Source organism: Gluconacetobacter liquefaciens, from assembly GCF_003350405.1.
Classification (GTDB): Bacteria; Pseudomonadota; Alphaproteobacteria; order Acetobacterales; family Acetobacteraceae; genus Gluconacetobacter; species Gluconacetobacter liquefaciens.
This window is the reverse complement of record NZ_QQAW01000004.1, coordinates 49,957-75,514: the sequence shown is the minus strand read 5'-3', so window position 1 is coordinate 75,514 and position 25,558 is coordinate 49,957. Positions and strand designations below refer to the sequence as shown.

Below are 25,558 nucleotides of genomic sequence, written 5' to 3'. Positions count from 1 at the left end.
GATTTATCCCCCCAGCAGGCTTTTGTAGGCCAGATAATTGGAACTGAGCCCGGACGCCTGGTTGCCCAGGCTATTCAGCCCGTTCGTCAGAGCGTTCGACATGGCGGTAGTGCCGCTCATGGTCGCCCCCACGCCGGCCATGCGTGCCTGTGCAGCAAGGTTGGCCGTGTTCATCGTGTTGGTGCTCTGCGTATTCAGGGCGTTGTATCCGTAGTTGGCCAAGGCGTTCGTGTCGTTGAACTGGTTCTGATAGGTGCTGTCGGCTAGCCCGCTGGCATAGGTCGCAGCCCCCTTTAGTGCGGCGCCGCTGTTCGCCAGCCCCCGCGCCGCCGCGCTGTTCGTCACTGCCTGCTCGCCCTGGTTCAGGTTCCACTGATAGCCGGGCGTGGACTGAAGGTAGTTTTCTGTCAGGCCATTCGACAGGCTGTTCAGAGCATTGGTGCCGGTTGTGGCATAGGGATTGAGCAGGTTGTTTGCATAGCTGCCCGCCTGCTGGATGTTGGATGCGACATCCTTTGCGGTCGAGTTGGCGCGATTCATCGCGTTCTGGGTCATGACCATCTGGGCAGCGGTCGAAGCGGCGGTAGTCGCCGCCTGCACCCCCTGGCCGATGCCGAACATATCACTCATTGCGGACGCTCCATTTGATAGGCGACATATTCGCGCTCGATCCCGTCATTGCTGACGGCGCGATATGGGCCGATGCGTTGAAAACCGAGCAGGTGCATCAGGAAGCGCGCCGGCTTCTTGTGCTCGGGGATAGGGGCGATCATCAGATCGGACGGCTGTGTGGCCCACCACCAGTCCCGAACCCGGCGCATGATCTCCAGCGCGGGACGCCCCCGCATTTCAGGAATCACGGCCTGGTGGCATTCATGAACACGGGGCCGCACCTCCTGGAAACCCACGACGACGCCAGGCACCGAGACGATGAGGCCCGAGCCAATATCCTTCAGGCGCGCGACCTCTCCGAACACGGCCGGGTGCGTCAAAACCGCGTTGATCGCATCCAGATCGTTGAGCGCGGCACCGGGGATAGGCGGCAGCGCGATCATCACGCCGCCCCTTCGAATTGATGCCTCGCCGGCGCGGCGACGAACCGCACGACGATGTGTTTCTTCCCGAGATCGGCGGCCTTCTTGGCGATCTGCCCGCTCAGAACCTCGGCCTCTTCATCGGTGACCGATGAGGGGATGAAGCCCACATGTGTGCCTTGGTCTGGCGGTGCGATCCTGCGTTCGAGCGCATCGAGGCGCTGATTAAGTTGACTGGACGCCATCCGCCTCTTCCTCAAGTTTGCTGAAGTTCCTGATAATGATCGTCAGGCACCCGCGCGGGGCCGGCGGCTGCTGGGCCAGCCACGCTGCGCACGCTTCGGGATTGCCATCGATCCCAGGCGGATGGAAAAGCACGCGCCAGGACGGGCGCGGGCTAAGAGAAACTTCCAGTGCATTCAAGCGGGCTTTCAGATTCATGGCTTGCCTTTGGGTAATAGCTGCTCAATCGCATCCATCCGCGCGGCCAAGTCGTGGGTCTCGATCGTCTTCCGCTGCGCCTCGATCAGTGCCGACAATGCCTGCCCCTCATCCGGCGTGATCTCGCCAGCAGTCACGGCCTGGATGATGGTGGCCATCGCGGCAGAGAGGTCGGCCGCATCGGTCAACGGCGGCAATGACAGGCTGAGGGGGCGCCCCTTCCGCTCGGGCCAGACCCGCCGGAGCATGATCTCGGCCGCCCGCATGTCGCCCCTGAGTGCCGATGCGGTCACAGCCTGGACAATCCGTTCGGCGTTCTCCTGACCGATCTGGTCGAGAGCAGCAAAGGCAGGATGCCGACGTCCTTTCTTCGGGCCATCAGGGTTGCCTGACTGTCCTTTGGGAAATGGACGCCCAGGGCCTCCACGTTTCTTTTCTGGCTGCTGACTCGCTGCCACGTCAGCCATCACGACTGCTTCCCGAAGCGGGCCGGCGGCAGTGACCCGAGCCATGCAAGAGCATGTTCGATATCGATCAAGGTGCGCTTCCCGACCTTGACCGCCCGGATCTCGCCCGACCCCAGCAGGTCATACAGCTTGCACCGGGTCAGGCCCAAGAAAGGAGAAGACAGACTGAGCGGCATATAACGGGGCGTCAGTCCAGCATTCTCCAACGGAGAAGGTTTTCGGCGGGGACCGCTGTTTTTCTGCATTTCAGGCATAACGAGACGATACACCTTTATGCAAACAAGTAAAAGACAAATATTTATTGCTAATTACTTGTGTCCCCAGTTGTCCCAGGACGTGTCTGGGCGTCCCAGATAGGCGCCTCGACTCGGCGGCCAGCGGCATGCCGTCGCATCACCGCTCGGTGCCGATCTCCTTTCTCGGCGCAGTGATGCCGATGCCCGGCGGGGGCGGATGGCAGGTCCGGCACACCCATTCCCGGCTGGAAACATCATGCCTGCGCCACCAATGGGCGAGACCACATAGCGAACACGGCACCTCGGTCGGGTCCATGTCGGGCGCCGACTTGCCGTTCACGCTCTGCCTGGGCGCGAGTTGGACGAACCATTCCGGCGTCGGGTCTGCAACGTCGTGCGGGTAGGGCGCCATCCACCGGTGCCGGGTGCGACACCACGTCCAGCCACGGTCTGTCAGCCACCGCTCATCTGGCGCCTCTCCGATGATGCGCAGCTTGGCGGTGACGGGGTCTCGTTCGATATGGTTCCCATTATCGGCAGCGGCTGAGACTGACGCCGGATCGTCAGCGGAGAGCGGATCACGGGGTGGCAGCCATTCCCGGGCCCAGCAGTCCAGCACGATGGCAATCTCGCGCCGATACTCGCGAGCCAGCACCATCGTCTCCGGCTCGACGTTCGCCGCTCCCTTGATGACCGGCACGCCATCCTTGAGCAGGACCGTGGCCCCGCACCATTCAAGTTCCCGGATCACGCCCCTGGAGTTTCCAGCCAGCGCAGCGGCACGCTCGTCATCGGTTACGGCCGCCAGATCGATGGGGGCAGACCGCCTTGGATCTGAGGGCGTCGGTGCCTGATCTTCTGCCCAACGCAGGAGGTTCGGGCTCACCATGCGCCGTCCTCCGCCCCGACATGACTGGAATGTGGTGTTCCAAGTGTTCCAGGTGTTCCATGTCGAGAAAACGGCTGTTTCCCAACGCATTCAGGGATGGCGCGGTGGAACACCGGGCAAGAAACGACGTGTTCCAGGTGTTCCAGTTCTCTGTCTCGGAGTGTTACGGGAACACTTGGAACACTGGCCACTTTGGGATGTGTTCCAGACCGGACACGCCAAAAACGGCGGAATGCTGCGGAGTCCAGCAGACTGGAACACCCGGAACACCCGGAACACCGGAAAATTGAATGAAGCACATGGGAGTAGGCCGCCTTAAGCATCGGCCCCTCCCATGATTTTGCTCATCACGACATAGAGCCGAAGCCGCCCCTCGCCGGGAATGCGGATAGACTGAGCTGACTTGCCGTCATTCCCTGGCACCAGATAGCCCGCATCACGCACCACCTTGGCGACGTTTGCGGCGTCCAGTCCTTTGCAGATCTCCGTTTTCCACATTACCGGCAGGATCAGGTATTCCCAGCGATCACCGTCCGGCGTTTCGACCTTCCGCTTGAAACCGGCGCGGTTGATGGTCTTGCTGTCAGGGATGGCGCCCAGATCCGACGCGAGCGATGCCAACCGTTCCAGGTTGGTAAACCGGCTTTCGCCGTGCTGCTCGATGAAGGCCCGGACCTGCTCGACCGCCTTCACGTCTTCGCTGGCCCCGACGCTGCCGCGCTCTCCCAGCCATGCCAGAAAGCACACGCCGGCGGCTTTCATGGCTTCACCCCGTTCCCAGGGCAGCACGCCATAGTCGGTCGCAAGCTCGCCGGCCGCCGCGATCAGGGCGAACCGGGCCGCGACACTGCGCACCTGCCCATCGACATTGCCAGCGGGCGCATACGCTTCCTCGAACTGCGACCGGATGGCACGAACCACAGTTTCCAGTGCTTTCGGATCGGCGGCCCGGTCCCGCACCAGTGCCTCGAGGAAATGCCGCGAGGCCACGCCGTAGAAGGTACGGGATGCCACCCGCAAATGGTCCGCCAGCGCGCCGGCCGAGCGCATGTCGTGCAGTTGCTCGAAGGCGCCCATACCCGCACCGGCATCGGCGGGGATATTGACCAGGCGCACTTCCTGGCCCGCCATGGCACGCTTCCCGGCCTCGCCCATCTTGGCGGCCAGTGTGACCTCGCCGGTCGAGAGGAACAGAACCCGCCAGGTCTTGCGTGCCCGGGCGTCGCCATTCCGCCCGGCCCGCTGCTTGCCGGTGTTGTTCGCCAGCATGTAGGCGATCTCGCCCACCTCGCGCGGTTCGGCTTGTCCCATCTCGTCCAAGATCAGGACGGTGTCGGAGGTTTCGCTGGCAATGCCTTCCAGTCCGTTCGCCGTGCCGCGCCATGCCCTGATCTGGCCGTCACGGTCGCCCTTGCCCCACACGCTGCCGGCAATGAAGGCGGACGTGCTCTTGCCGGACTGGGACTTACCAACCAGATGGATGCCGCCCGACTGCTCGCCCATGATGTCCAGCAGCGGCCCCGCGAAGGCAGCCGAGACAAACAGGGCAAGCCGGCTGTTGCCCACCGCATAGGCCGCCACCTGCTTCTGCCAGTCCGCAAGCGTGCCGCCGGGAGTGAACTCGCGCCCGACAGTGGCCCGGCTGGACTGGAACACGACCGAGCGCCGGCCGCCACCGATGGTGAAGCCACCCGGCAGGATGAAGGCATGCCCGTCGTCGGTGCGGTGCCAGCCCGCCCGATCGACGCACCGCAGCCGGGTCTTCGTGTGAACCGAGGCGATGAACTGGCGCAGGTAGCGCGTGGCCGAGATAGAACAATTCAGGCCGGCATCCTCAAGCTCTCCGGCGATGTCCTTCCCTTCGCCATGCACCATCCGTTTCGGGATGGCCCATTGATGCTCGCGCCGGTCACGGTCCAGCCAGCGGATCAGCAACCCCCAGCCGAAGCCGTCACCGTCGTTCGTCTCGGCCACCACATCGAACGGAGCCGAGATCCAGACGGGGAATACCGGCACATCACCGGTCTGCTCGGGCAGGAATTGCAGCCCTTTGCCGGTCATGGCGTAGCCAAGGGGCATCTTCACGTTGGCCTCGGCCAGCGGGGCCTGGTCCAGGCATGGCCGAAGGAATTCGACGCCGGCGATCTCCCCACTGGTCAATTCCGGCGGCACGTCATCGGCAACGTCCCATCCGTCCGGCAGACCCGCCGGCAGGGCGACCTGCCGCACGATCAGCGCTCCGGCCTCGCGCATCGCTGTGATGGCGGCATCTGCGTAGGCCATGCCCGGTTCATCGTTGTCCGGCCAGATCGTCACCGTGCGGCTACCCAGCGGCAACCAGTCGTTGTTGCCGACCGCCTTGCCACCGCCCTGCGACGTCATCACCACATAGTCAGGGAACAGGCGCTGGGCCGCATCCGCCGTCTTCTCACCCTCGACCAGCAGCACGGGCGCATCAGGCTGGGCCGCCAGCCGATCCAAGCCATAGAGCGGCAAAGGCTTGGCCGCCTGTTTCCAATGCCAGCCGGTAATATCCCGACGTTGGCCCGTCCGATCGATCCATACCCGACGTCCATAGGTCAGCGGCAGGATGTCCTTCCCGCCGTCCTCACGATCCACGCGGAACCGGGCGCAAAGCGGCCGGCCCTCTTCGTCGTGGTAGACCCACATGCCAGACGCTCCGCGCGGCAAGTCCGGCTCGCACGGCGCCGGAGAAAGCGGCTCCCACACCTCATCCTTGCCGCTGGCGGGTGTTGCATTCTGCCTCTCCGCCGGGGTCAGCGGCCGGAACGGGTCAGCAGGAATTCCTGCCGACAGCGCGGCCGACGCATTGGGTGGCACAGCGTTCATGCCTCACCTCCCAGACCAAGCATGGCGGCCAGCCGCTGGGCGGCTTCCCCCTGCTTCAGGTCGAACAGGTAGGCAGCCAGGGACACGGGATCGCCACCGCGATCCCCAGTCGCGAAGTCGGACCAACGGCAGTTATTCATGTTGACCTTGAAAGAGCCGGGCGAGCGGTCGCCGCGGCGAGGATTGCGCGCCACCCACTCGTGGCCCTGGCGCCGGCCGTCCGGCAGCCAGCGCGCCAGGAGGGTCGGCAGCACGTTCATGGCGGTACGGTTGATGTGGTCGAAGTCGAGACGGGGAATGGTGGTGCTCATTCCGACCCCTCCATCGCCTGTTGGGCGGGGATCAGCGCCGCGAAATAGGAGAGGCGGTCCACCCCTGCCGACCAAGCCTTCCTCGCACGAGAAAATGGATCCTCGTTGGGCCGAGTCTCCTGCACAGGAAGGCTTCGGTAGAAATCGACGATGTCGTTACCCAGGCGGGAAAGAGCCTCATCAAGGGTGAGGTCGTCCCGCCGCACTTCATCCGCCATGGAGCGGCCGAGGTCTTCGTCGGTTTCGAGGACATCGACCGCATCCATTTCGGTCAGCCAGGACACAGCAGCAGCGCGAACCTTGGCCAACCACGGCGCGATGTGATGCGGCTGGATCGCACTGCAACTGCGGAAAATGCTCTCGACGCGCGCAAGGCCAGGACCAAGCGCCTCAGCCTTCTGGTCGATCGGCAGATCGCTCCCGGTAACCTCTCCCGCAATTTCGACACCCAGACAGGCAAGATTGAGGCGAAAGCGGCCAACCTCCTCATCATAGGACCAAGGATCGCCCGGCAAATCCGCATCAAGCTCGGATGGCTCGATATCGACTGTGGCTTCTGCCTGAGACATGAGTTGCCGACGGGGGCGCGTCATATCCCGAACCGTACGGTCGTGGATGGCGGCCCACCGATGGCAGGTCTGCCGTACTACCTCCAGCGACGATATCGGCCCGATCTTTGACCAGGTGTCGTCGCAGAAGACCACGCACGGCGCATAGACCGGTCCGTCGTCACTCTCCATTTCCAGCACCCAAAGGTGCAGCACCGAACCCCAGTCGATGATCCATTCGGGGACGATGTCCTGTGGCGCTTCCTTCCCGCTGCTCAGATAAGGCACGGGCAGTTTCATCTGGTGCGCGCATTTACTCATCGCGTAGCCCTCCCGACCTCGATGGCAGCACTGGCGGCCGCAATCGACGGAATGAGGACAGGCAGCCGGCAACCCGGCATCAGCACACCGACGCGCGGCTCGCCATCGGGGCGGCACGCATCGGACAGGAGGATCAGGCGGGGCACACTTCCCCCACTGCGGACGCACTTCGGGCGCCCGCGCTTTTTCAAGCTCGGCATGGCACTTTTCCTATGTGCCAACCGCGATTTTTTCTGGACGAGCGGCCCGACGAACCGTATCAATCGAGGTGTTCGGTAGCCTCAATCGATAAGCCTTCAACGGGACGCCGGTCTGCAAATCGCAGGCTGGCGTTTTTCCGTTTCAGGCTTTCATTTTGTCGTCGTGATCTCTGCGTCAGGCCGTGCTCGAAGCCAGGCCAAGCCATGCTGAAAATCGATCAGCGTACGGCGTCCGACCTTTTTGGCACGCAAAATCCCGGCACCTAACTTGCGATAGGTGTCGCTCTTGCTGATTCCTGTTCTGGAACACCAGTTGTCGACCGTCACGAAATACGGTTCTTCGATCACAACATGGCTTGCTGTAACAGGATTTTTGTTCAGGATAGTCGTCATAATGCTCCTGGATGGGTTTACGAGACCCCGGCCCAGTTGCGCCTGACGATGCTTCGGAAAAATCCAAACCGGCACGACGGACACAACCTCACACGCATCTTGCGTGCTCAAAACCGAGGCTAATTGTGACCCGTCACGGCGAAAGCATGACGACGCAACTTTCTCGAACTGACCGAGAAACTCTTTGACCTGAGCTGGAAGTTGGCCGCCTACGCTTTCGCGCGCCGTGCTTTGATCATTAAGAAAAATGGGACGAGTGTGCAAGCACGATTTTCCCAATGTAGAAAATGTAATCCGTCCTATCACGACAGCATCTCCTCAATCGCCGCAACCCGCCGATCGATCTCGACCCCGACCCACTCCATGGCCATCGCGTAATCGCTGGGCCTGGGATGATCATCCAGCAGCGCCGCCCGACTGGCGCCGATCATCAGCACCGACAGCATGCCGAGGTCGCGTGTCTGCTGGGTGATTGCAGCAATGCGATCAGGCGTCGCCACGGGCGAGGCTTTCCGCCTCATGTCACCGGCCTCCGATCTTCCAATTGCACGCGATACGCCGGGCGCCCCAGCACCTCCTGCCAGTAACGAGAGCAGGTGATGTGCGGCAGGTCGAGCTTCGCGCCGATTTCCTTCCAGGTGCGTCCGGCCTCGCGCAGCCGGACCAGTTCCTTGACCCGCGCCTCGGGCCAGACTTTGCGGGGGCGGCCCATCAGGCGGTCCTCTCGTCGCGGAGCAGCATGGCTTCGAGGATCTCCAGCCGCTCGAGCTGGCGTTTCGCGAGCCACTTGATGGCTTCCGGCTCGCTGTCCTCGGGCTGCAGATCCCCGCAGTTCAGCATCACTATCAGTTCCGCGATGCGTCGGGCATCCTGCGCCAGGATGACCTTGTCGCGCAGGGCATCAAGGATATCCCGCTCCTGCTCCGTGACCTTCCGGTCATGCACCCGGTCGAGGATGAAGGCGCGCATTCCCTCATTCATAGCGCGCCCTCCCGCCGGGCCAGGCGCAACGTGAACTGGCTGAGTGCGCCGGCCGAGCGCATCGCCCAGCAGGACAGGGGCAGCAGGACGAACAGCGCCACCTGCCTCGAGATGGAACCGATCATCGCGCGATCCTCCCGTCGCCAAGGACGGCCAGCACGTCGCGGGCCAGACGCTCGCCTTCAGCAGCGTCCATCCCGTCAGGATCAGACACGGCCAGGCGGGCGCGGGCTATCAGGTCACGCTTGGAGCGGGCCGGGCTCGACCAGGCGGCATCCCACGCCCGCCGCCACCGACTGATAGCCGTGTCCATCACGTCTTCCTCTACCGATGTTTGAAGGCGGTTGGAGGGGATGGCGCGCGTGACACGGCGGCTGCAAGTCAGCGCGGCCTGCGCGGCGGATTGAATGCTCATGCTGCACCGCCTTTCCGCAGGGCTTCCGCGTCTCTCTCCGCGACCTCCGCAATCCGCTCGGCATAGGCCGCCAGCCAAAGCAACGCGCCGTGCCATTCCGACACCGTGTCTTCGGGCGCGTCCTGCACCAGGTTCATGTCCCGCCCGATCGCCAGGGCGATATCGCGCAGGTCGCGCGTGTGGAAAGTCTGCCGGTCGAGGGAAGCGGCGCCATCTGCCGGCGGCGGAGCAACCGGATCCTTCCGGCTGGCTGCTGGGCGCCCGCTCATGCTTCATATTCCTTGCCCAAATCCAGCCAAGCCGTGTCGAGAGCAACCCACAGGCGTTTGAGCTCTGATGAGGCGCGTGAGAGCCGCTTATCCTTCTTCTCGGCTGCCATGCGTTCCAATGAATCGAGTAAAGTGGCCATACCGCACACGACGGAGTGAACCTGGTCGGCGGCATCCTTTTGGCCCTGCCGAGGCGGGACGGTCTGATGCACATAGTCGCCCGCGGCTTCGGCAATGGTCGTGCTGCGGCGGGACAGTTCTTCGCCGCACCACACCAGGGCGTGCCCGATTCCCGACGCCCGGACGCTGTCCATCTCGCCATCTGGCTCCCGCATTTCGCGGCCAGCAATCTGCAACAGCGTGCCGATGCTCGTGACGGCGTCATACGATTGTTCGAGGTCTTGTGCTGTTACGGCGCTCATGACCGCGCCTCCAGTTCCTCGATGCCGGTGGTGATTTCGTCCGACAGCCGGGAGAGTTCTTCGCCGGCCCACTGGATGGCGCATCCGAGGGCGGACATCCGCTCTCTGGTAGGCTCGAAGCACACCTGGCCGGCCGCATTTCCTGCCCAGGTCAGGAGGGTCGCGATGCTCTGGGCCTTGAAGCCGGCGGCCGCGATGCGGTCCATGCGTTCCTGGCTCATCGGGCGCCCTCCGCCAGCACCAGGGGCGCGTGAGCGGGCCGAGCCGTATGACCGGCCAGAGTTTCCGTACGGGCCATTCCCGCCAGTGCGATCAGCACCAAAATCGGGGAAAACAAAGCAAGAACAATGTCCTGCCAATGCGACGGCGTGCGATTTTGGGTTGTACAGGCGTCTACCCGTACGCTATGGGCGTGTTCAGCCATTGCCTGCTCCTGCTCGAGCGGTTGTGGTTAGGCCGGACGAGGAGGGTGCAAGCTCCACGTTCGGCCGCTTTTGGTTGCGTCGGCACGCAACCTTTGCCAAATTGGGTGACTATAGATTTAAAGTCAACCAAAAAGGTAAATAGTGCCGCATCCTAACCTCTTGCCAGCTCAGTGCCGAGGCGCCCGAGCCATGCTCGAATGGAGCCAGGAGCGCTTGGCAGAAGCTGCTGGCATCTCCAGGCCCACGGTCAAAGACTTTGAGCGTGGCGCCCGCACGCCCCATCCGAGCAATTTGGCCTCCATACGCGCCGCCCTGGAGACCGCCGGGGTGGAGTTCATAGCCGAGAACGGCGGAGGGGCTGGGGTGCGGTTGAGGAAGGAAATCACTACGTGAGCAAGCACGTGCCGGCAGAACTAGCCGCCCTTCTGCGCGAAAGTTTTTCGGCGACGAGCCATCCCCGCAAAGCAACCGCCAAGCCCGTTCGTTCGAAGATGCATATTGATAGAATATACCCAACTGGAGGGGATGATATTTTCATTGAGTTCTCAGATGATCCCGGAAAGGCTAGGGGTAATACTGTAATTATACGGATATCTGAAGAATTCATTGATATGGCGAAAAATATTATTGATTCATTAAAGAGAAAATAGAAAAATGATCCTACTCATTGGACCGGACGGAAAAATATTTTACCCAGGAACCCAAGAGTTTTTTCAATACATTGGGTATTTTGGACAAGACATCGATCTGATTTCTTACGCAATCAAAAACCTTGGCTTCGCAGCCGTAGCGACATTTCCAAGCTATACGCGCATTCGTTTTCAACCGGCATTGTTCCCGGCGGCCTGCCTCCAAACCGTACTTGAGATCATCCTGTATGATGGAAAGCTGCGTTTTGTTCTCGAACGCGTTGGCACGTCCTTTTCTCCCTTGGAAGTGATACGGAATATCAACGACACTGTCGCTCGACTGGTTTCTCTGCAAGCTGCAACGTCGGACAAAGAGGAACTGCCTGGCTCTCCTAGCATAATCGGCTTATCCCTTGATCGGCTGGAGGACCCGAAACGAGCCAGCTTGCGAGCGGCATTCGAAATTTGGAAGCAAGAAAACCGCTATGTCACCACGCAGAATATAGCCAGTCTTGCCGAAGACGCCGCATTCGGAGGTGGCGGCGTGGTATGGATGCCCGGCCGGGACCGCTGCTTGATCGAAGCATGGCCGCAAAGCTACAGGTCATATGGAGATGTCTCCTGCGACAACTTCTTAGGACGTGACGTCCGGGACTTGCCTGACAGAGATTATACCATCCCGACCACTCGTAGCTATTTTGCCGCGACCCACCAGCAAACAGCGCGATTGGAACTCATCGAGGCGCTTATGACACGCCTCGATGGCTCCAGATTTTGGTGTCGCTATGAACGGTTGGTTTTACCGTGGCGAACCAGTGCTTCGGATACCTTCGTTTGCTCTGTCCCGATGGTTAGGTTGGTTCGCAGGTGCTAAATTTCTCAGCACATGATTCGTCAGCACTGCGGGCGTTTCCCAACTCAAGATGCTCTCAAAAGTGCTCCAAGCACCGGTAATTTTCATGCCAGGCTGTACCGGTGGATTCCCATAAAGGGGTAGCAACATCCGCGCCAAGGGGCCGGTCTTTATCATGCCAATGGCAAAATCTGGATTCCAAACGGCAAGTGAAATGCTCCGCATCAGCGCCACCGTCAACACGGGTACCCGCTTGCGACGAAAGCTCGGATGGCACCACAATCCACCAGCGAATACGACGCGGCCAGAAATAGAGGACGCCATCGGGGCTTCAGCAATCCATTTTTCTTGTGGGTCCATCTGGGCATCTGGATCGCGATATGCAAAGCGGCCAGCCTCCCATTCCTCGCGTAACGTGCTTTTCGGCCAGTCGTACCGGCGCAGAATCAGCGTAGCCACGGGATCACCCTCATGCTGTCCTTCGACGTAGATGGCATTATCCTCGTTAATGCCTGATAGATCAGGATTATAGACGGGGGCCAATGGCTCCCAGGTGTCTTGGTGGTGCTTGTTCACTTCATTCAAGCGATCGCTACCGCGCCCCATATGCAACGATATACCAAGTTTGCGAGCTTCCTCTGCAAGTTGAAGAAAGTATCTGCCGAGTTCAATTTTTGGACCGTGGTTGATCTCAATCGCGTCCAGCAATGGACGGAGTTGCGTTTCCATATAAGCAATATTCCTCTGGGGCGAGATTGCCCGTGGAATTTATTACTTATTTCTAAAAATAATGGTTTGATCACCCTCATTTAATACTTTATTCTTTCAAAGTAATTTTATAAATGTAAATTATATGGTTAATATTTAGTAAATTTATCTGTTTATAAACAATTAATTCGTTAGTGGTCAGAAATTCCTGCATCCATTACGAAGCCGAGCAGCGAAAAAAACGCCACTACGGCCATCTAGCGTCATTATTAGCCGTATCGACTGCTATCAGGATGGGGACTGCATTAGCTCAAGATGACGTCGCTGCCGATTTCGCCGACAGAAGCCGTACTTGCCCTTTGGCTACCTTGCTCCGCAGGACGCGTTCAGTCGCCAACAGGGGCTGAGCATCTTACGCACAGGAAAGTGTAAAGCCGATCGGTATCTCGACATGACCCAGATCAGCAGGGAAACGTTTGATCTGCTGAATGGAAGAAGCGCGGCCGTCACCCAGGGGACCTGAAGCCATGAGAAGGCAACCAACCGACCTCGGCACTCGTTTGGTTCAGGTTCGTCCGCGTTTATTGTCGGCAAAGGATTCCGCCCTTTACCTCTCGATATCGCAATCGACATTCATGAGCATCGTTGCTCCGGCAATAAGAGAAATCCGCATTACTCCAAAGCGGAAGTCTTTCTTGATTGAGGATTTGGACAAGTGGGTCGACGAACTGAGGGACAAAGAGGTCAGTCATGTTCGCCTGTCTTTCCGGCACCAGAGGTTGCCCCAGGGGCCGCTGCCGGCAACCAATTCACCTGAGTTCTGGGCAGCGTTTCGGGCCGAACTCGGCCAGCAGGCACAAACTGAGGAAAGAACAAGACGTGCGACCGACACTCTGACCGCACTGATAGAAGATTGGCTTCGGTCGGCCAAGTTCCAGCAACTCAAGGCGCCAACCCAGACGAACTATCGTCGTATCCTCATGCGGATGCAGGCCGAGGACTACGCCATGCATCTCTTGGCCCACTTCGAGCCCCAGCATATCCGACGATTCGTCGCCCGCCGGGCCAGTACGCCGGCGGCTGCAAACCACTGGCTACGGCTATTTCGGCTCCTATTCGATTTCGCTGTGGCGGATGGTCGGGTTCAATCCGATCCGACTTTAGGTGTTAAGCGGCTCAAAGAGAAAGCGGCCGGTGCGAAATCTTGGACCGAGGACGAAATCGCCCGGTATGAAGCTCGCTGGCCCTCCGGCAGCATCCAACGGATGGCGCTCGCCCTGCTCTTATATACTGGGCAACGTCGCAGCGATGTAGTCGCCATGGGGCGAGCGCACATTGGCGATGGACTGCTTGCAGTTCAGCAGGTCAAAACCGGAGCAAGCCTGCTCATCCCTATCCATCCGGCGCTGGCGGTTGAGATTGGGCGGTCCGACCCAGCAAAAGGAACGTTCCTGGATACTGTACAGGGCAACCCATCGTCACCCGTCGGGTTCTATAATCGCTTCGCGGGATGGGTTAAGGCGGCGGGCCTTCCTGCCGGCCTAAGCCCTCACGGGCTTCGGAAGGCAGCAGCGCGGCGCCTTGCAGAGGCCGGATGCACAGCCCACCAGATCGCCGCCATCACGGGTCACAAGACGCTTGCCGAAGTCCAGCGATATACGCTCGCCGTGGATCAGGAGCGGCTCGCGCGCGAGGCCATGGCGAAAATCGGACAACGCTGCCCGCAAAATCGCAGTTGAAATGGTGAGGCGCCGGCCTGGTTAAAATGCTGGTTTCCTGCCGCCTACACGCCAGCATCATCACCAGTTTCACGATGTCTATATCTCCTCGGCTTTGGCCCGACCGGCCCGACTTGCGATTTGATGATCGGGCCAGAGACTCGCGCTCGATAAACAGCAGAAAACCGCCATTCCGCAAGGGATGGCCCGACCGGCCCGACCGGTCCGACCCGATTTTGTAATGTCGGCGCAGTTTCGGCGGAGCCACGTGTCGCCATACAGCCTTTACGAGATGAGCGGGCCGCGCGAGGATGAAGATTGAGTGACGTCATCCAGGGAAGGGAAATCGCTTGGCTACGGTACATTGGAACGGCCTTCCGCCTGAACCTCTCAGAGATGGACCGCATGCACTCCGCGATCTGTCTCGAGAGTTAGGGTGCCAACTTTGGGGATGGTGGTCCAGCACTGCCAAGCAATGGATCGCTTTTTCGGAGATGGCCCCTAATGGGCGCGTGTCGGTTCCGCCGGAAATAGCTGCGGAACTTTTCGAGTATGTCGGAGTGCCTATTTGGCCCCCTAAGATAGAAAATTCGTCGGAGGAGAAGTCCGTATGAGCGGGGACAAAATTGCCGTCCATCGAGACGGCGAGATCATCGGACACTATATCGTAAAAGGCGGGATGATCACGGTTTACAGCCCGAACGGACACAGCAGGACGACGCGGCAGTCTGGTGCGGGAGACAACGCAGGCCTGGCGCGCCTTATGCTGTCCGAGGCTTGGGCTCGGTAGGCTCTCCCGTTCCTCACATCTGAGGAACGACCTCCTGCACCGCACCTGCCGCTCGTTTAGACATCTCGGAAAGACGCTCCGCCAGCACATGCGCACTGTGCCGGGTCTGACATGCGTCCGCCCAAGCCGAGCCGCCCAGCGGCCGGCACGGCAGCGTGCTCGAATCTTTCCACTCGCGCGGCGCTTCCCCGGGGTCATGCGGTCAATCCAAAGGGGGCGGCCTTCCCAGCGTCCACCACGGTCTGTCATAGGACATGCTACGGGCACGGCCCGGCACCAATGACAGGGCTACCGCACCGTGACACCGGCCGAACTCGAAGATGCCATCGCTCGCCTGAAGGGCCAGAATCAGGCACATGCCATGCTGCTGACCGCCATGCTGGTAGCCATGCCAACAGTGCAGCGGGTGGAAGCCGCGGCGATCCTGCGCCGTCTCCAGAAGGACCGGGCGTTCCTGGACCTGATCCCGATGCCGCTCCCCGCCGAGGTGATGGCGGAGGCCACGGCCGACGAGACCAAGCGCCTGCTGACCAACGCGGAGATCATCTGCCAGGAGTTGGGGCGGTAGGGGCCGCGACCTTTACGGCCCCAACTGACCGGGCGAGGATGGGTCATGAACCAGACGCATCTTCACCGCCGACGCCCACGCAGCGAAAGGGCCCCCGAAATCGGGGCGCGCATCCGAGAAAAGCGGGACCTTCTGGGCCTTACCACGAGAGAGCTCGGAGAGGCTGCCGGGCTGACCCATGGGGCGATCACTCAATATGAGACGGGACGTGCATCCCCCAAAAAAGAAAGGCTCGAGGGGCTCGCCCAGGCTCTCGGCACTTCGATCGAGTGGCTGCTGACCGGCCATGATCCCGAGATACTGGCATCCGCGCAGAATAAGCTGGAACTGGATCTTCTGGCGCTCATCCGGAAGATCCCTACGGATCAGCGGCCGATCGTCCTCGCTGCCATGAAGGGGATCGCCGAGGCTGCGGCGAAGAAAACGTAAGCTTTGCGTTCGGCTGATTATGACGACGTAATCAGTTGCGGGTTGATGAAGCCACCCACCGCGCCCAGTCATCCATCATCTGCCGGCGCTTCTCGAACAGATCCCCCCGGCGGTATGCGGCCTCCACCTTGTCTCCGATCGCATGCGCTAGGGCCATTTCGGCCACCTCCCGGGGATAGTCGGTTTCCTCGGCCGCCCAGTCGCGGAAGGTGGACCGCAGACCATGGACAGTGACATCCTTCGTCCCTGCCGCTAAGTGCAGGGCCTTGGACAACGCCACATCGGATAGCGGCTTCCCGCGCTTCTGACCGGGGAACACCAGGTCGCCAGCCCTCGGGTCTCGCAGCGGCTCGACCTCGCGCAGGATAGCCAGCGCACCGTTGGTCAGTGGAACCCGATGCTCTTTCCCGGCCTTCATCTTGTGTGCTGGCACGGCCCACGTCCCTTCGGTCAGATCGATCTCCGACCACACCGCTGCCCGCACTTCGCCGGATCGGGCCGCCGTCAGGCAGGCGAATCGCACAGCCTTCGCGGCCACGCCACTGGACATGGCCAGGGCCGCCATCACCCTGCTGATTCCCTTTCGGTCCACAGCCGCATGGTGCTCAATCTTCGCCACGGCTGTCGGCTTTGGTAGGATGGCAGCCAGATGGCCTTTCCATCGAGCCGGATTCTCCCCGCTGCGCCAACCATGGGTCCGCGCATAGTCAAGGATGCGCTCGATTCGGCCGCGTATGCGACTCGCCGTCTCCGTCTTGGTCGCCCATATGGGGCGAAGAACCTCCAGCACGGCATCTGTGCCCATGGCCTCTACCGGTGTGGCGCCACAAACCGGAAAGGCATTCAGTTCGAGCGATGCCGTCCAGGTTGCCGCTGCTCGCATGTCCCGCCACCCAGGCGACTGCTCAGTGATGTAGCGCTCGGCCACCTGCTGGAAGGTGAGGCCCTGTTCCCGCTTGGCCGCTGCCTCTTCGGCGCGCCGTTGCTCCAAGGGGTCAACGCCGACAAGCAGGGCATGGCGGCAGTCGGCGGCGCGCTTACGGGCCTCGACTAGGCTGACATTCACTGCCGAGCCTAGCCCCATCTCGCGGCGCTTGCCCGTCTTGGGGCTGGTGTAGCGGAAGGTCCATACCTTGGATCCGCCTTTTGCGACGACCCATAGGTTGCCGCCGTCCGCCTGGGCACCTTCCTTTAACGCGGCGACTTGCCGCACGGTCAACTGATGTGGTGAGCGCCGGCTCATGTTGTTCTGTACCCCTCTTGGTACCCATCTTAGAAACCGGGCTTTCAGGGGTCAACCAGGGACATCCGGACACAATGAACCACACAATATCCTATTAATACTAAGAAATATGGAACGCTCAGACACAGTGGGGGACATGGATTAGGTGGACATCCCCTCCGCCAACTTTCCTTTCCTGAAAATAGATACTGGTCTGACGCATGGTGTGCCTGTTCGGCATGCCGTATGCCTTTTTCACAAATTTGGTGGAAAACTCTGTCGGACACGACCGTGCTGCGTGATCCCAGGAGGATTGGCCGCGCGGTATTCCATATTTTTATCGGGAAGGGTCTGAACGATTCTCCTGCGGGGCGTCCGTCAGGAAAGAGCCTGATTTCATACGCCGTCATGCCGATGAGGGTCTGTTTAGTGGAACGGGCGGTGCCGTTCATCGTCTCCGCATTTCGGCAACAGAATAATGGGCAGGGATCAACCTGCGGCTATCTGCCTGGATGCTGCGATTTTTTGTCCTACCCGGCTTTCCCTGACCTGTCGAACTGCGTGTTTATGGGCGGACAGCTGGTCAAGCGGCACGCTGCTGGAGGCGTTGGCGCTTTCTCCTGAATTCAATCGCGCCTGACCAGTGAAGAATGGTTTCAGGAGGAGCGGATGATGAACGGACGGGCGTGGCGCTCTGACATCGGGGCGGAGCAGATTGCCGCGCATGCGCGTTTCATCGTCAGGTGTTGAAACAATTCGTGCCGGACTGTCTGGTCGCCAGGGATGCGTGTGCGCCTGTATGGGGGACTACGAACAGGCAAGCGGCGTTATGTGGGGATGATGGTGGAAAAGGTAGACGGGCGCCTGGGCGTGCCCGATGGCGTGATGCGCGGAATCGCCGTGGCGATGACCCTGATGTTGCCGTTCTTCCTGTTGCGGGGGCGGGCGATCAGTGACGGATTCATGACCTGTGTCGCCGTGCTGTTTCTATTGCATTGCGTGTGCGTGCGTGATCGCGGCTGGTGGCGGGGGTGGCCGGTGTTCGCCCTGGCGTTCTGGGGATGCGCGATCCTGTCGTCGGTGATGCATGGCACCGGCCATGCAGTGGCCGAGGCGTTCGTGCTGGGGCGATTCCTGCTGTTCTGCGTGGCGCTGGAACGCTGGGTGCTGCGCGATGGCGCTGTGCGGCGCTGGCTGGGGGTGTCGGTGACGTTGGCCGCTCTGTGGCTGGTCGTGGAATGCTGGCAGCAATATCTGCTGGGAACCAATCTGTGGGGGTATCCGCGCTGGGTGGATGGCGCGCTGACCGGGCCGTTCTACAAGCCGCGTGCGGGGGCGGCACTGCTGATGGTCGTTTTTCCGGGCCTGATGGTTTTTGCCGTGCGATGGCTGGAGGCGCCGGCGTGGCGGACGCGGCTGGCTGGTATCGGGCTGATCATGTTCCTGACACTGACGATGATTCTGATCGGGCAGCGTATGCCCGCGCTGCTGTTCGGGCTGGGACTGGTCGTCATGGCCGTGCTGATCCGCCGGCTGCGCTGGCCGGTGCTGGCCGCCGGATTGGTGGGCGCGGTGGGGTTGGCCCTGCTGCCCGTGCTGTCGCCGCCGGCCTACGCGAAGCTGGTGGTTCGTTTCCTGGAGCAGATGCAGCATTTTTCCGACAGCCCCTATGGGCAGATCTATATCCGTGCCGGGGTCATGCTGGAGGAGCATCCTTGGTTGGGGGTGGGGGTGGACGGGTTCAGGAATGCCTGTGCCGACCCGGCCTATGTTCGCGATCTTGTGCTGTTCGGCCGTACCTTCCCGAGCCATGGCGTCGCGACCGGGTGCAACATTCATCCGCATAATATCTATCTGGATGTGGCGACCACGGCGGGGCTGGTGGGGCTGGTCTGTTTCCTGGCCATGGTGGTGTGCTGGTTGTGGCGGATGATCCGGGCGCTGTCGCCGGTGCAGGCGCCGCAGCAGGCGATGCTGTGCGTGACGAGTTGTGTGATGCTGTGGCCGCTGGCGTCCAGCAGTGCGCTGTTCACGGTGCGCACGGCGGGCTGGATCTTTCTGATGGTCGGCTGGGGGCTCGCGGCCTCGGCCGATATCGCGGGTGAGAGCCGGGGCGATCGTCGTTTGTGATCGTACCGGGCTCTCGCGGGGCGTTTAAGCCGTCATGCGGCCAGCGTCCTCGTACTGGCGGCGGAAGGCCAGTGCCCAGCCCAGGAAATAGCCTGCCAGCGCGCCGGATAGTGCGGCGCGCAGCAGGCCCAGCGCGAACTGTTGTTCCGGTCGCATTGCTATTGCCATGCCGATGGCGAATTGCGCGGCGAACAGGCTGACATTCCGCACCAGCGGCCAGGGGGTGCCTGTGCGGTGCACGAGTGCGCGCGCGCGGTCGATCGTCATGTGTCGTGGTCCGATCCGGTAGCCGGCCGGTATCAGGCTTGCCGCCGCCACCATCCAGGTCAGGGAGGGGGCCATGCTTCCTTCGGATCGTGAGATCAGGCCCGAGAGGCCCCAGATGATGAACACGATCGGCACCAGTACCACCCGGCGCAGCGGAACGGTATGGTCGGACAGGGCTTGGGAGCCCTGCCAGACCAGATAGGCCAGCAGCAGCCAGACCCATAGCGGCACATGCGAGACGATCATCGGGGCAGACACGGGATTCTCCGTTCGTGGTTGGTGGGTCGACCACGTCATGTTGCGGAGATCGGATGTTGCGGGCAGGGCCGGTTTCGTCAGTGTCTCGTCGTTTTCGCGAATGGATGCTTATATGCCGTTCGCGAAGCGTGAATGGGGGACGCCTTGGACGATGCGCTGGCGGAGATGCGGTGTGACCTGAAGCGGCGAGCCGGCTTTGCCTTTGCGACCGCCATCGCCATGACGTTCCTGGCCCCATGGGGCAGCGCGCATCTGCCGCTGCCGCGACGGGCGGTCGAATGGCTGGCCTGTATCGCGATCTGGGAAGTGGCGGTGTGGCTGGTACGCGACGGCGTGACGCGGCGGTTTGGCATTGGGCGCGCAGGCGGCCGGGCATTCTTTCGGGGTTATCTTCTGACGCTGGGGATTGCGTCCGTCCCCGCTGTGCCGTTGTGCATGCTTGTTATCCACGGGACCGTCGGCACGTTCGGCGACTTTGCCCTGTTCTATGCCGATGCGATGGGGCTTGCGTTCATTCTGGCCGCTATTCGCTATGGGATATGGGGCAGCGGTCTGCGACGCGGGGCGTGGTTTCCGGTGAGCTTGCGCCGGCGCGGGTGTCTATCGCGGACGGTGTGCCGTGCCGCGATTTCCTTGGGCGGCATGCCCCGGACCTGGCGGGGGCGCGGCTGCTCGCGCTCGCGGCGGAGGATCATTATCTGCGGATTCATACCGACAGGGGGCAGGCGCTGGCGCTGCTGCGCCTGCGCGATGCGATCGACAGTCTGGGCGAGGAGGCGGGGTTACAGGTGCATCGTTCGTTCTGGGTGGCGATGCATGCGGCGCCTCTGGCCGCGCGCCGGGGGCAGTCCTGGCAACTGGAATTGCCCTCGGGGCTCAGTATTCCCGTCAGCAAGGCGCGTGTCGCGGCTTGCCGGGCGGTCGGCTGGCTATAGAGCCTCAGGCTGTCGCCAGGTCTTCGGGGCCGAAGGCGTCGGGCAGCAGTTCGGCCAGGGTGCGGACCAGCAGTACGTCGCCGGATGGGTTGACCATGCGGATTCTCAGGTCCGGAGCGCCGAATTCGCGGATTTTCTGACGGCATCCGCCGCAGGGGGCGCAGGCGCGGTCGCCGCCGCCGCAGATGACGATATCCGTGATGCGCCGGCCGCCGGCGGCCGCCATGGCCGAGATTGCCCCGCCTTCGGCGCAGATGCCCTCGGGGTAGGCGGCGTTTTCGGTATTGCAGCCGACGAAGAGGCGGCCGTCGGCGTCATGCAGGGCCGCGCCGACCAGAAAGCGCGAATAGGGGGCGTAGGCGTTGGTGCGGACGGCGATCGCGGCGTCGATCAGCGTGTCGTCGGACATTGTGGCCTCCCTGGTTTGTGCAGCCTGATGAACCCTCTATCGGATCATATGGCGAAAGAACAGCATGCGGGGTCTGTGGCGCTTGGAACCGGGGCGCCGTGCCGGTATTCTCGATCCATGCTGGATTGCCCCTCTTCGCCTGCCGAGCAGGACCCGACCGTTGCCGACCTGCTGGCCGCGCGCCCGCATCTGTCGATGCATGCCCTTGACGGCCTGACGCTGGAGGATGTGCCGCTGAACGCGATTGCGGATGCGGTCGGTACGCCGACATGGGTCATGGGGGCGGGAACGCTGCGGGCGCGCTATCGCCTGCTGGATGGTGCGATGCGCGGGGCGGGGCTGGCGCCGTCGATCCATTTCGCGGTGAAGGCGAACGATCATCTGGCCGTGCTGCGTATTCTGGCGGCGGAGGGGGCCGGGGCCGATGTGGTCAGCGGAGGCGAACTGCGCCGTGCCCGTGCGGCGGGGGTGCCGGCGGGGCGGATCGTGTTTTCGGGCGTGGGCAAGACGCGCGAGGAAATGGCGCTGGCGCTCGCCGAAGGCATTGGCCACATCGCGGTCGAGAGTGCCGAGGAACTGGATATTCTCTCCGACGTCGCCGCGTCGTCCGGCTGGGTGGCGCCGATAACGCTGCGGGTGAATCCCGACGTGGATGCTGGCACGCACGAGAAGATCACCACGGGGCTTTCGACCAACAAGTTCGGCATTGCCTATGCCCGCGCGGCCGCGCTGTACGAGCGTTCGGCTTCGTTGCCGGGGCTGAAGCCGCTGGGGTTCTCGGTGCATATCGGCAGCCAGATCGTTGCCATGGCGCCTTATCGGGCCGCGTTCGCGCGGGTGGCTGACCTGGTGCGTGCGGTACGGGCGCGAGGACTGCCGGTCAGTCTGGTCGATTGTGGCGGGGGGCTTGGCATCACCTATCGCGATGAGGTCGAGGGCGCGCCGGAGGCTCTGGCCGGGGCGATCCGGGCTGAACTGGGCGATCTGGATGTGCGGCTGGCGATCGAGCCGGGGCGCTGGCTGGCGGGGTCGGCCGGATTGCTGCTGTCGCGGGTGATTCTGCGCAAGGCCGGCGAGGATGGATTGCCGTCCTTCCTGATCCTGGACGCGGCGATGAACGACCTGATGCGGCCCAGTCTTTATGAGGCATGGCATGGGATTCTGCCGGTTTCGGCGCGCGATGCGACGCGGCCGGTGGAGGCGGTGAATGTGGTCGGGCCGGTCTGCGAAAGTGCGGATTCCTTTGCGGATGGGCGGTTTCTGCCGCGTCTGGATGAGGGCGCGCGGGTGGCGCTGCTGGATACCGGTGCTTATGGGGCGGTCATGAGTTCCACTTATAACGGCCGGCCGCTGGCAGCCCAGGTGCTGGTGGATGGCGGGCGCTGGTCGGTGATCCGCGAGCGCCAGCCCGTGGAGAGCCTGTGGGCGGCGGACCGGATTCCCGACTGGGTGATGCCCGCGCCGGCGGGCGGCTGAGCCCGGCATGGTGGGCGGGTCCACATCCCTGGGGAATGACGGGGCGCGGGCGTCTTCCGTCGTGCCGTTCGCGGTGCGTCTGGCGGCGGCGCGGCATCGGGCGCGGCTGGTCTTGTGGATCGAGGCGCTGCGGCCTGTCGTGCTGCCGGTGCTGGGGGTGTTGGCCGCCTACATGATCGCGGGCCTGCTGGGGCTGCCGCAGGCGTTGTCCGACCTGTTGCGTGGGGTGATCCTGGCCCTGCTGGCCGGTGCCTGCGTGGGGTGGATCGTCTGGCGGGGGCGACGGGTGGTGGCGCCGACGCCGGACGATATCGACCGGCGGATCGAGCGGGCGTCGGGGCTGGCGCATCGGCCGTTGCAGACGCTGGCCGACCATCCGGCGACGGGCGGCACGGAACAGGCGGGATTGTGGGCGGCGCATCTATGGCGCACGGGCCATGCGATCGGCCGGTTGCGGTCGGGATGGCCGCGGCTGTGGGCTGGCGCGCAGGACCCCTGGCGTCTGGGGATTGTCGTGCCGGTGGCTCTGCTGGCGGCTTTGGGCTGGGCCGGGCCTGAGGTGCCGGGACGGCTTGCGGCGGCGTTCTGGCCGGGACTGGACGATCCGGGGGCGGCGCGGCCGCATATTCAGGCTTGGATTACGCTGCCGGCCTATGCGCCTGGCGCACCGGTATTTCTGGACGAGCGTACGGGGCAGGCGACGGTGCCCCAGGGATCGGTCCTGAGTGTCAGCGTGACGGATCTGCATGGGCGGCCGAGTGTACGTGTTGCGCCGATGGGGGCGGGGCCTGCCGTGGCGGACGAACGGTTCCGCGCGCTGGGGCCGGGAAGCTGGTCGGCGGAGATCAAACTGCTGGGCAGTGCGACGCTGGCGCTGCGCGGGCGGGGGCGGACCTTCAGCGACTGGACCGTGACGGTCATGCCGGACGCGGCGCCGACGGTGGCGTGGGGTGCGCGGCCGGGCAGCGCTGCCGGCGAATGGCGCACGCGGCTGCCTTATGCCGCCAAGCAGGCCTATGGCATTGCGTCGCTGCATGCCGAGTTGCGACTGGCGCCGCAGGGCAAGGGAGCGGCGGCCGGGCGGGTGTTGAGCGTGCCGATTCCGCTGGATGGCCAGCCGCGCGATGCGTCCGGCGTGACCACGCCTGATCTTTCGGCCGATCCCTGGGCGGGCGAAGAGGTCGTGGGACGGTTGGTGGCGACCAGCACCAGCGGGCAGCAGGGGAAGAGCCCCGAGGCGCGATTCCGTCTTGGTGCGCGCAAGTTCACCAGCCCGGTGGCCAAGGCCGTGCTGGATATCAGGCGCCGGCTGGCGCTGGGGCGTGAAGGAACGGCCGAGGGCGCTGCCGATCTGGCGGCGCTGGGGGAGATGCCTGATCCGTTCCAGGCCGATGCGGGGATGCTGCTGAACCTTGCGGCGGCGGCGGCTCTGCTGGAGAGCACCGATGTGGCGCATCAGGCGGCGCTGGATCAGGTGGTGGCGCGGCTGTGGTATCTGGCGCTGGAGATCGAGGATGTGCGGCATGGCGGGCAGGCCGGTGCCCAGGCGGCGCTGGATGTTCGCGCGGCGCAGGATGCCGTGACCGCGCAGTTGAACCGCATGCGGGCATTGGGAGCGCAGGGTCAGTCACCTGCCGAACAGAGCGAATTGCAGCGGCGGATGGAGGCGTTGCGTCAGGCGATTTCCCGCCGGATGCAGGCGCTGGCCCAACAGGCGTTGCAGTCGCATACCGCGATCCCCGATTTGCCTGGGATGACCCAGGATGGGGACCGCGCGCTGTCGAAAATGATGCAGCAGATGCAGGATGCGGCGAAGAATGGCCGCTCCGCCGATGCGATGCAGATGATGCAGCGCATGGAAGACATGCTGGAACATATGCGCACGGCCTCGCCGCAGGACATGGCGAACCTGGCGGCGCAGATGATGGCGCGCCAGCAGGCCGCCGAGCAGCAGGCGGCGCTGCGGGACCTGATTGCCCGCCAGTCCGGCCTGCTGGATCACAGCCAGGCGCGCCTCGATCGTGTGCAGCGCGCGCGGGACAAGGCCGAGGCCGAGCGGCGGGCGAAGCAGGAAGAAGAGGCGGATTCGGATGGTGATCTGACGACGATGCCGGCTGCCGAACTGATGCGTCGTCTTGGCCTGCGGCCGTTGCCCGGAATGCAGGACGAGCAGTCCGGCCAGCAGGGCGGTCCGCCGCCGGGGAGTGCTGCCGCCGATGGGGCGGCAAAGGGGGCGCCGTCGTCCGGGCCGGGCCAGCGGGGCGAGGATATGCCGGGCGACGAGGCCGCGCGAGGGAATGACCGGGCCATGCAGCGCGCGCTGGGGCGGGCGCTGGGTGAGTTGGGGCGTGAATTCAAGGGACTGACGGGGAAGGACGCGCCGTCCGGCTTTGCCGACGCGGGACAGTCGATCAAGAACGCACGTACCGCGCTGGCCGGTGGCGATGACGCGGCGGCGGCGGCGGCGCAGCGCAAGGCCCTGGCCGACCTGCAGAAGGGCGACCAGCAGATGCATCAGGCCATGAAGGGATCGGGCGGCAGCGGCATGACCAGTTTCCTGCCGGGCTTCTCGAACAGTTCCGGTGGCGGCAAGCCGGGCGATGGCGAGGATTCCGGCGAAAGCGCGCAGGAAGACGAAAAGGGGGACCGCGATCCACTGGGCCGGCGGACTGGCGAGGGCAAGGAGGGAATCGATGCCGATACCCATGTGCCCGATGCGATGTCGCGCGAGCGTGCCCGCGAGATTGAGCAGGAGTTGCGTCGCCGGGATTCCGACCGCACCCGTCCGCGCGACGAACTGGATTATCTGGATCGCCTGCTGAAGCCGTTCTGAAAACTGCCAGCGTCAGGGCGAACATCGAAGCGGAGCGGCCGAAAGGCCGCGAACGCCAGATCGTTTACTGGTCGGCGTGAGACTCGGAATTTGTGGGGGGAAACGTGGGCTGGTGAGCGAGAGCGGCCCGC

34 protein-coding genes are annotated in these 25,558 nt (G+C 63.1%); 11 read left to right on the top strand and 23 right to left on the bottom strand.

Annotation, left to right across the window (positions count from 1 at the left end; translation table 11 throughout):
* Positions 1-3: 3 nt before the first annotated feature.
* The 19 genes from C7453_RS08710 to C7453_RS08630 all read right to left on the bottom strand — a co-directional run bounded on the left by C7453_RS08710 (position 4) and on the right by C7453_RS08630 (position 9,998).
* Positions 4-630, bottom strand: a complete 627-nt coding sequence (locus C7453_RS08710; RefSeq protein WP_114727168.1) for a hypothetical protein — start codon at positions 628-630, stop codon at positions 4-6.
* Positions 627-1,055 (bottom strand): DUF2824 family protein, encoded by a 429-nt coding sequence (locus tag C7453_RS08705; protein ID WP_114727167.1) that lies wholly within the window; start codon positions 1,053-1,055, stop codon positions 627-629. The genes C7453_RS08710 and C7453_RS08705 overlap by 4 nt, the downstream gene beginning before the upstream one ends.
* Positions 1,055-1,279 carry a hypothetical protein gene (locus tag C7453_RS08700; RefSeq protein ID WP_114727166.1) on the bottom strand — a complete coding sequence of 75 codons (225 nt, stop codon included), beginning with the start codon at positions 1,277-1,279 and terminating at the stop codon, positions 1,055-1,057. The genes C7453_RS08705 and C7453_RS08700 overlap by 1 nt, the downstream gene beginning before the upstream one ends.
* A 192-nt stretch (positions 1,280-1,471) precedes the next feature.
* On the bottom strand, positions 1,472-1,942 hold the full coding sequence (locus tag C7453_RS18700; protein ID WP_141288964.1) for a DUF5681 domain-containing protein: 471 nt from the start codon (positions 1,940-1,942) through the stop codon (positions 1,472-1,474).
* Entirely contained in the window at positions 1,942-2,196 is a 255-nt protein-coding gene (locus C7453_RS08690; protein ID WP_141288965.1) for a MerR family transcriptional regulator, read from the bottom strand. The genes C7453_RS18700 and C7453_RS08690 overlap by 1 nt, the downstream gene beginning before the upstream one ends.
* 139 nt (positions 2,197-2,335) lie before the next feature.
* Positions 2,336-3,067 carry a hypothetical protein gene (locus C7453_RS08685; protein ID WP_147280867.1) on the bottom strand — a complete coding sequence of 244 codons (732 nt, stop codon included), beginning with the start codon at positions 3,065-3,067 and terminating at the stop codon, positions 2,336-2,338.
* Positions 3,068-3,382: 315 nt separating this feature from the next.
* Entirely contained in the window at positions 3,383-5,917 is a 2,535-nt protein-coding gene (locus C7453_RS08680) for a DUF927 domain-containing protein (RefSeq protein WP_114727162.1), read from the bottom strand.
* A complete protein-coding gene (locus tag C7453_RS08675) occupies positions 5,914-6,228 on the bottom strand; it encodes a hypothetical protein (RefSeq protein WP_114727161.1) in 315 nt (104 codons plus the stop codon). The genes C7453_RS08680 and C7453_RS08675 overlap by 4 nt, the downstream gene beginning before the upstream one ends.
* On the bottom strand, positions 6,225-7,076 hold the full coding sequence (locus C7453_RS08670; protein WP_114727160.1) for a hypothetical protein: 852 nt from the start codon (positions 7,074-7,076) through the stop codon (positions 6,225-6,227). The genes C7453_RS08675 and C7453_RS08670 overlap by 4 nt, the downstream gene beginning before the upstream one ends.
* A gap of 17 nt (positions 7,077-7,093) precedes the next feature.
* On the bottom strand, positions 7,094-7,297 hold the full coding sequence (locus tag C7453_RS18695; RefSeq protein WP_141288966.1) for a hypothetical protein: 204 nt from the start codon (positions 7,295-7,297) through the stop codon (positions 7,094-7,096).
* Positions 7,298-7,447: 150 nt separating this feature from the next.
* Entirely contained in the window at positions 7,448-7,954 is a 507-nt protein-coding gene (locus C7453_RS19140) for a MerR family transcriptional regulator (RefSeq protein WP_182977150.1), read from the bottom strand.
* 38 nt (positions 7,955-7,992) lie between these two features.
* Positions 7,993-8,211, bottom strand: coding sequence for a hypothetical protein (locus C7453_RS08660; RefSeq protein WP_141288967.1), 219 nt, complete (start codon positions 8,209-8,211; stop codon positions 7,993-7,995).
* The gene (locus tag C7453_RS08655) at positions 8,208-8,402 is read right to left on the bottom strand and encodes a hypothetical protein (protein WP_114727157.1); all 195 of its coding nucleotides are present in this window, start codon (positions 8,400-8,402) and stop codon (positions 8,208-8,210) included. Before C7453_RS08655 ends, C7453_RS08660 begins: the two co-directional genes overlap by 4 nt.
* Positions 8,402-8,659 carry a hypothetical protein gene (locus tag C7453_RS08650; protein ID WP_170143166.1) on the bottom strand — a complete coding sequence of 86 codons (258 nt, stop codon included), beginning with the start codon at positions 8,657-8,659 and terminating at the stop codon, positions 8,402-8,404. The genes C7453_RS08655 and C7453_RS08650 overlap by 1 nt, the downstream gene beginning before the upstream one ends.
* 8 nt (positions 8,660-8,667) lie before the next feature.
* Positions 8,668-8,796, bottom strand: coding sequence for a hypothetical protein (locus tag C7453_RS19630; RefSeq protein WP_255318199.1), 129 nt, complete (start codon positions 8,794-8,796; stop codon positions 8,668-8,670).
* On the bottom strand, positions 8,793-9,086 hold the full coding sequence (locus tag C7453_RS08645) for a hypothetical protein (RefSeq protein ID WP_114727155.1): 294 nt from the start codon (positions 9,084-9,086) through the stop codon (positions 8,793-8,795). The genes C7453_RS19630 and C7453_RS08645 overlap by 4 nt, the downstream gene beginning before the upstream one ends.
* Entirely contained in the window at positions 9,083-9,355 is a 273-nt protein-coding gene (locus C7453_RS08640) for a hypothetical protein (RefSeq protein ID WP_114727154.1), read from the bottom strand. Before C7453_RS08640 ends, C7453_RS08645 begins: the two co-directional genes overlap by 4 nt.
* A complete protein-coding gene (locus C7453_RS08635; RefSeq protein WP_114727153.1) occupies positions 9,352-9,777 on the bottom strand; it encodes a hypothetical protein in 426 nt (141 codons plus the stop codon). Before C7453_RS08635 ends, C7453_RS08640 begins: the two co-directional genes overlap by 4 nt.
* Positions 9,774-9,998: a hypothetical protein gene (locus tag C7453_RS08630; RefSeq protein WP_114727152.1), complete on the bottom strand. Its 225-nt coding sequence runs from the start codon at positions 9,996-9,998 to the stop codon at positions 9,774-9,776. The genes C7453_RS08635 and C7453_RS08630 overlap by 4 nt, the downstream gene beginning before the upstream one ends.
* Before the next feature lie 345 nt (positions 9,999-10,343).
* On the opposite strand from C7453_RS08630, the gene C7453_RS08625 reads away from it, so the two are divergent.
* From C7453_RS08625 to C7453_RS08620, 3 genes are read left to right on the top strand one after another with little or no spacing between them, the layout of a single operon-like run.
* Positions 10,344-10,595, top strand: coding sequence for a helix-turn-helix domain-containing protein (locus C7453_RS08625; protein ID WP_307723117.1), 252 nt, complete (start codon positions 10,344-10,346; stop codon positions 10,593-10,595).
* On the top strand, positions 10,592-10,852 hold the full coding sequence (locus C7453_RS18690) for a hypothetical protein (protein WP_141288969.1): 261 nt from the start codon (positions 10,592-10,594) through the stop codon (positions 10,850-10,852). Before C7453_RS08625 ends, C7453_RS18690 begins: the two co-directional genes overlap by 4 nt.
* A 4-nt stretch (positions 10,853-10,856) precedes the next feature.
* Positions 10,857-11,705 carry a hypothetical protein gene (locus C7453_RS08620; protein WP_114727150.1) on the top strand — a complete coding sequence of 283 codons (849 nt, stop codon included), beginning with the start codon at positions 10,857-10,859 and terminating at the stop codon, positions 11,703-11,705.
* Here the strand turns inward: C7453_RS08620 and C7453_RS08615 are convergent.
* Positions 11,631-12,413: a hypothetical protein gene (locus C7453_RS08615; protein WP_114727149.1), complete on the bottom strand. Its 783-nt coding sequence runs from the start codon at positions 12,411-12,413 to the stop codon at positions 11,631-11,633. The genes C7453_RS08620 and C7453_RS08615 overlap by 75 nt on opposite strands.
* 467 nt (positions 12,414-12,880) lie before the next feature.
* On the opposite strand from C7453_RS08615, the gene C7453_RS08610 reads away from it, so the two are divergent.
* The 3 genes from C7453_RS08610 (at position 12,881) to C7453_RS08595 (ending at position 15,897) form a co-directional block, all read left to right on the top strand.
* Positions 12,881-14,131 (top strand): site-specific integrase, encoded by a 1,251-nt coding sequence (locus C7453_RS08610; protein WP_245948935.1) that lies wholly within the window; start codon positions 12,881-12,883, stop codon positions 14,129-14,131.
* 1,067 nt (positions 14,132-15,198) lie between these two features.
* Complete coding sequence (locus C7453_RS08600) at positions 15,199-15,468, top strand: hypothetical protein (RefSeq protein WP_114727147.1); 270 nt, start codon at positions 15,199-15,201, stop codon at positions 15,466-15,468.
* 45 nt (positions 15,469-15,513) lie between these two features.
* A complete protein-coding gene (locus C7453_RS08595; protein WP_114727146.1) occupies positions 15,514-15,897 on the top strand; it encodes a helix-turn-helix domain-containing protein in 384 nt (127 codons plus the stop codon).
* A gap of 31 nt (positions 15,898-15,928) precedes the next feature.
* On the opposite strand, the gene C7453_RS08590 is transcribed toward C7453_RS08595, so the two are convergent.
* Complete coding sequence (locus tag C7453_RS08590) at positions 15,929-17,140, bottom strand: tyrosine-type recombinase/integrase (protein ID WP_114727145.1); 1,212 nt, start codon at positions 17,138-17,140, stop codon at positions 15,929-15,931.
* A gap of 270 nt (positions 17,141-17,410) precedes the next feature.
* Between C7453_RS08590 and C7453_RS18685 the strand changes: the two genes are divergently transcribed.
* Together C7453_RS18685 and C7453_RS08585 are read left to right on the top strand one after the other, a co-directional pair.
* A complete protein-coding gene (locus C7453_RS18685) occupies positions 17,411-17,743 on the top strand; it encodes a hypothetical protein (protein ID WP_141288970.1) in 333 nt (110 codons plus the stop codon).
* A gap of 159 nt (positions 17,744-17,902) precedes the next feature.
* Positions 17,903-19,249, top strand: a complete 1,347-nt coding sequence (locus C7453_RS08585; RefSeq protein WP_245948934.1) for an O-antigen ligase family protein — start codon at positions 17,903-17,905, stop codon at positions 19,247-19,249.
* Between the two features lie 24 nt (positions 19,250-19,273).
* Here C7453_RS08585 and C7453_RS08580 read toward each other — a convergent pair whose 3' ends face one another.
* A complete protein-coding gene (locus C7453_RS08580) occupies positions 19,274-19,774 on the bottom strand; it encodes a DUF6622 family protein (RefSeq protein ID WP_141288971.1) in 501 nt (166 codons plus the stop codon).
* 539 nt (positions 19,775-20,313) lie between these two features.
* Here C7453_RS08580 and C7453_RS19135 point away from each other — a divergent pair.
* Positions 20,314-20,709 (top strand): LytTR family DNA-binding domain-containing protein, encoded by a 396-nt coding sequence (locus C7453_RS19135; protein ID WP_211311037.1) that lies wholly within the window; start codon positions 20,314-20,316, stop codon positions 20,707-20,709.
* A 4-nt stretch (positions 20,710-20,713) separates the two neighbouring features.
* Here the strand turns inward: C7453_RS19135 and C7453_RS08570 are convergent, their stop codons facing one another.
* Positions 20,714-21,118 carry a cytidine deaminase gene (locus C7453_RS08570; protein ID WP_114727141.1) on the bottom strand — a complete coding sequence of 135 codons (405 nt, stop codon included), beginning with the start codon at positions 21,116-21,118 and terminating at the stop codon, positions 20,714-20,716.
* A 117-nt stretch (positions 21,119-21,235) separates the two neighbouring features.
* Here C7453_RS08570 and lysA point away from each other — a divergent pair, with 117 nt between their 5' ends.
* Both lysA and C7453_RS08560 read left to right on the top strand, forming a co-directional pair.
* Complete coding sequence (gene lysA / locus C7453_RS08565; protein WP_114727140.1) at positions 21,236-22,594, top strand: diaminopimelate decarboxylase; 1,359 nt, start codon at positions 21,236-21,238, stop codon at positions 22,592-22,594.
* Between the two features lie 7 nt (positions 22,595-22,601).
* Positions 22,602-25,427: a DUF4175 domain-containing protein gene (locus C7453_RS08560; protein WP_114727139.1), complete on the top strand. Its 2,826-nt coding sequence runs from the start codon at positions 22,602-22,604 to the stop codon at positions 25,425-25,427.
* Positions 25,428-25,558: the final 131 nt, after the last annotated feature.

Bases quoted from the DNA above. Each gene is read 5' to 3' on its own strand.
- C7453_RS08560 (WP_114727139.1), top strand. From the start codon at position 22,602: ATGGTGGGCGGGTCCACATCCCTGGGGAATGACGGGGCGCGGGCGTCT.
- C7453_RS18695 (WP_141288966.1), bottom strand. From the start codon at position 7,297: ATGCCGAGCTTGAAAAAGCGCGGGCGCCCGAAGTGCGTCCGCAGTGGG.
- C7453_RS08635 (WP_114727153.1), bottom strand. From the start codon at position 9,777: ATGAGCGCCGTAACAGCACAAGACCTCGAACAATCGTATGACGCCGTC.
- C7453_RS18700 (WP_141288964.1), bottom strand. From the start codon at position 1,942: ATGGCTGACGTGGCAGCGAGTCAGCAGCCAGAAAAGAAACGTGGAGGC.
- C7453_RS08645 (WP_114727155.1), bottom strand. From the start codon at position 9,086: ATGAGCATTCAATCCGCCGCGCAGGCCGCGCTGACTTGCAGCCGCCGT.
- C7453_RS08685 (WP_147280867.1), bottom strand. From the start codon at position 3,067: ATGGTGAGCCCGAACCTCCTGCGTTGGGCAGAAGATCAGGCACCGACG.
- C7453_RS08680 (WP_114727162.1), bottom strand. From the start codon at position 5,917: ATGAACGCTGTGCCACCCAATGCGTCGGCCGCGCTGTCGGCAGGAATT.
- C7453_RS08570 (WP_114727141.1), bottom strand. From the start codon at position 21,118: ATGTCCGACGACACGCTGATCGACGCCGCGATCGCCGTCCGCACCAAC.
- lysA (WP_114727140.1), top strand. From the start codon at position 21,236: ATGCTGGATTGCCCCTCTTCGCCTGCCGAGCAGGACCCGACCGTTGCC.
- C7453_RS19630 (WP_255318199.1), bottom strand. From the start codon at position 8,796: ATGATCGGTTCCATCTCGAGGCAGGTGGCGCTGTTCGTCCTGCTGCCC.
- C7453_RS08690 (WP_141288965.1), bottom strand. From the start codon at position 2,196: ATGCCTGAAATGCAGAAAAACAGCGGTCCCCGCCGAAAACCTTCTCCG.
- C7453_RS08660 (WP_141288967.1), bottom strand. From the start codon at position 8,211: ATGAGGCGGAAAGCCTCGCCCGTGGCGACGCCTGATCGCATTGCTGCA.
- C7453_RS08595 (WP_114727146.1), top strand. From the start codon at position 15,514: ATGAACCAGACGCATCTTCACCGCCGACGCCCACGCAGCGAAAGGGCC.
- C7453_RS08710 (WP_114727168.1), bottom strand. From the start codon at position 630: ATGAGTGATATGTTCGGCATCGGCCAGGGGGTGCAGGCGGCGACTACC.
- C7453_RS08670 (WP_114727160.1), bottom strand. From the start codon at position 7,076: ATGAAACTGCCCGTGCCTTATCTGAGCAGCGGGAAGGAAGCGCCACAG.
- C7453_RS08630 (WP_114727152.1), bottom strand. From the start codon at position 9,998: ATGAGCCAGGAACGCATGGACCGCATCGCGGCCGCCGGCTTCAAGGCC.
- C7453_RS08590 (WP_114727145.1), bottom strand. From the start codon at position 17,140: ATGAGCCGGCGCTCACCACATCAGTTGACCGTGCGGCAAGTCGCCGCG.
- C7453_RS08675 (WP_114727161.1), bottom strand. From the start codon at position 6,228: ATGAGCACCACCATTCCCCGTCTCGACTTCGACCACATCAACCGTACC.
- C7453_RS08620 (WP_114727150.1), top strand. From the start codon at position 10,857: ATGATCCTACTCATTGGACCGGACGGAAAAATATTTTACCCAGGAACC.
- C7453_RS08655 (WP_114727157.1), bottom strand. From the start codon at position 8,402: ATGGGCCGCCCCCGCAAAGTCTGGCCCGAGGCGCGGGTCAAGGAACTG.
- C7453_RS08640 (WP_114727154.1), bottom strand. From the start codon at position 9,355: ATGAGCGGGCGCCCAGCAGCCAGCCGGAAGGATCCGGTTGCTCCGCCG.
- C7453_RS08705 (WP_114727167.1), bottom strand. From the start codon at position 1,055: ATGATCGCGCTGCCGCCTATCCCCGGTGCCGCGCTCAACGATCTGGAT.
- C7453_RS19135 (WP_211311037.1), top strand. From the start codon at position 20,314: ATGGGGCAGCGGTCTGCGACGCGGGGCGTGGTTTCCGGTGAGCTTGCG.
- C7453_RS08650 (WP_170143166.1), bottom strand. From the start codon at position 8,659: ATGCGCGCCTTCATCCTCGACCGGGTGCATGACCGGAAGGTCACGGAG.
- C7453_RS08700 (WP_114727166.1), bottom strand. From the start codon at position 1,279: ATGGCGTCCAGTCAACTTAATCAGCGCCTCGATGCGCTCGAACGCAGG.
- C7453_RS08585 (WP_245948934.1), top strand. From the start codon at position 17,903: ATGCGTGTGCGCCTGTATGGGGGACTACGAACAGGCAAGCGGCGTTAT.
- C7453_RS08610 (WP_245948935.1), top strand. From the start codon at position 12,881: ATGGAAGAAGCGCGGCCGTCACCCAGGGGACCTGAAGCCATGAGAAGG.
- C7453_RS08615 (WP_114727149.1), bottom strand. From the start codon at position 12,413: ATGGAAACGCAACTCCGTCCATTGCTGGACGCGATTGAGATCAACCAC.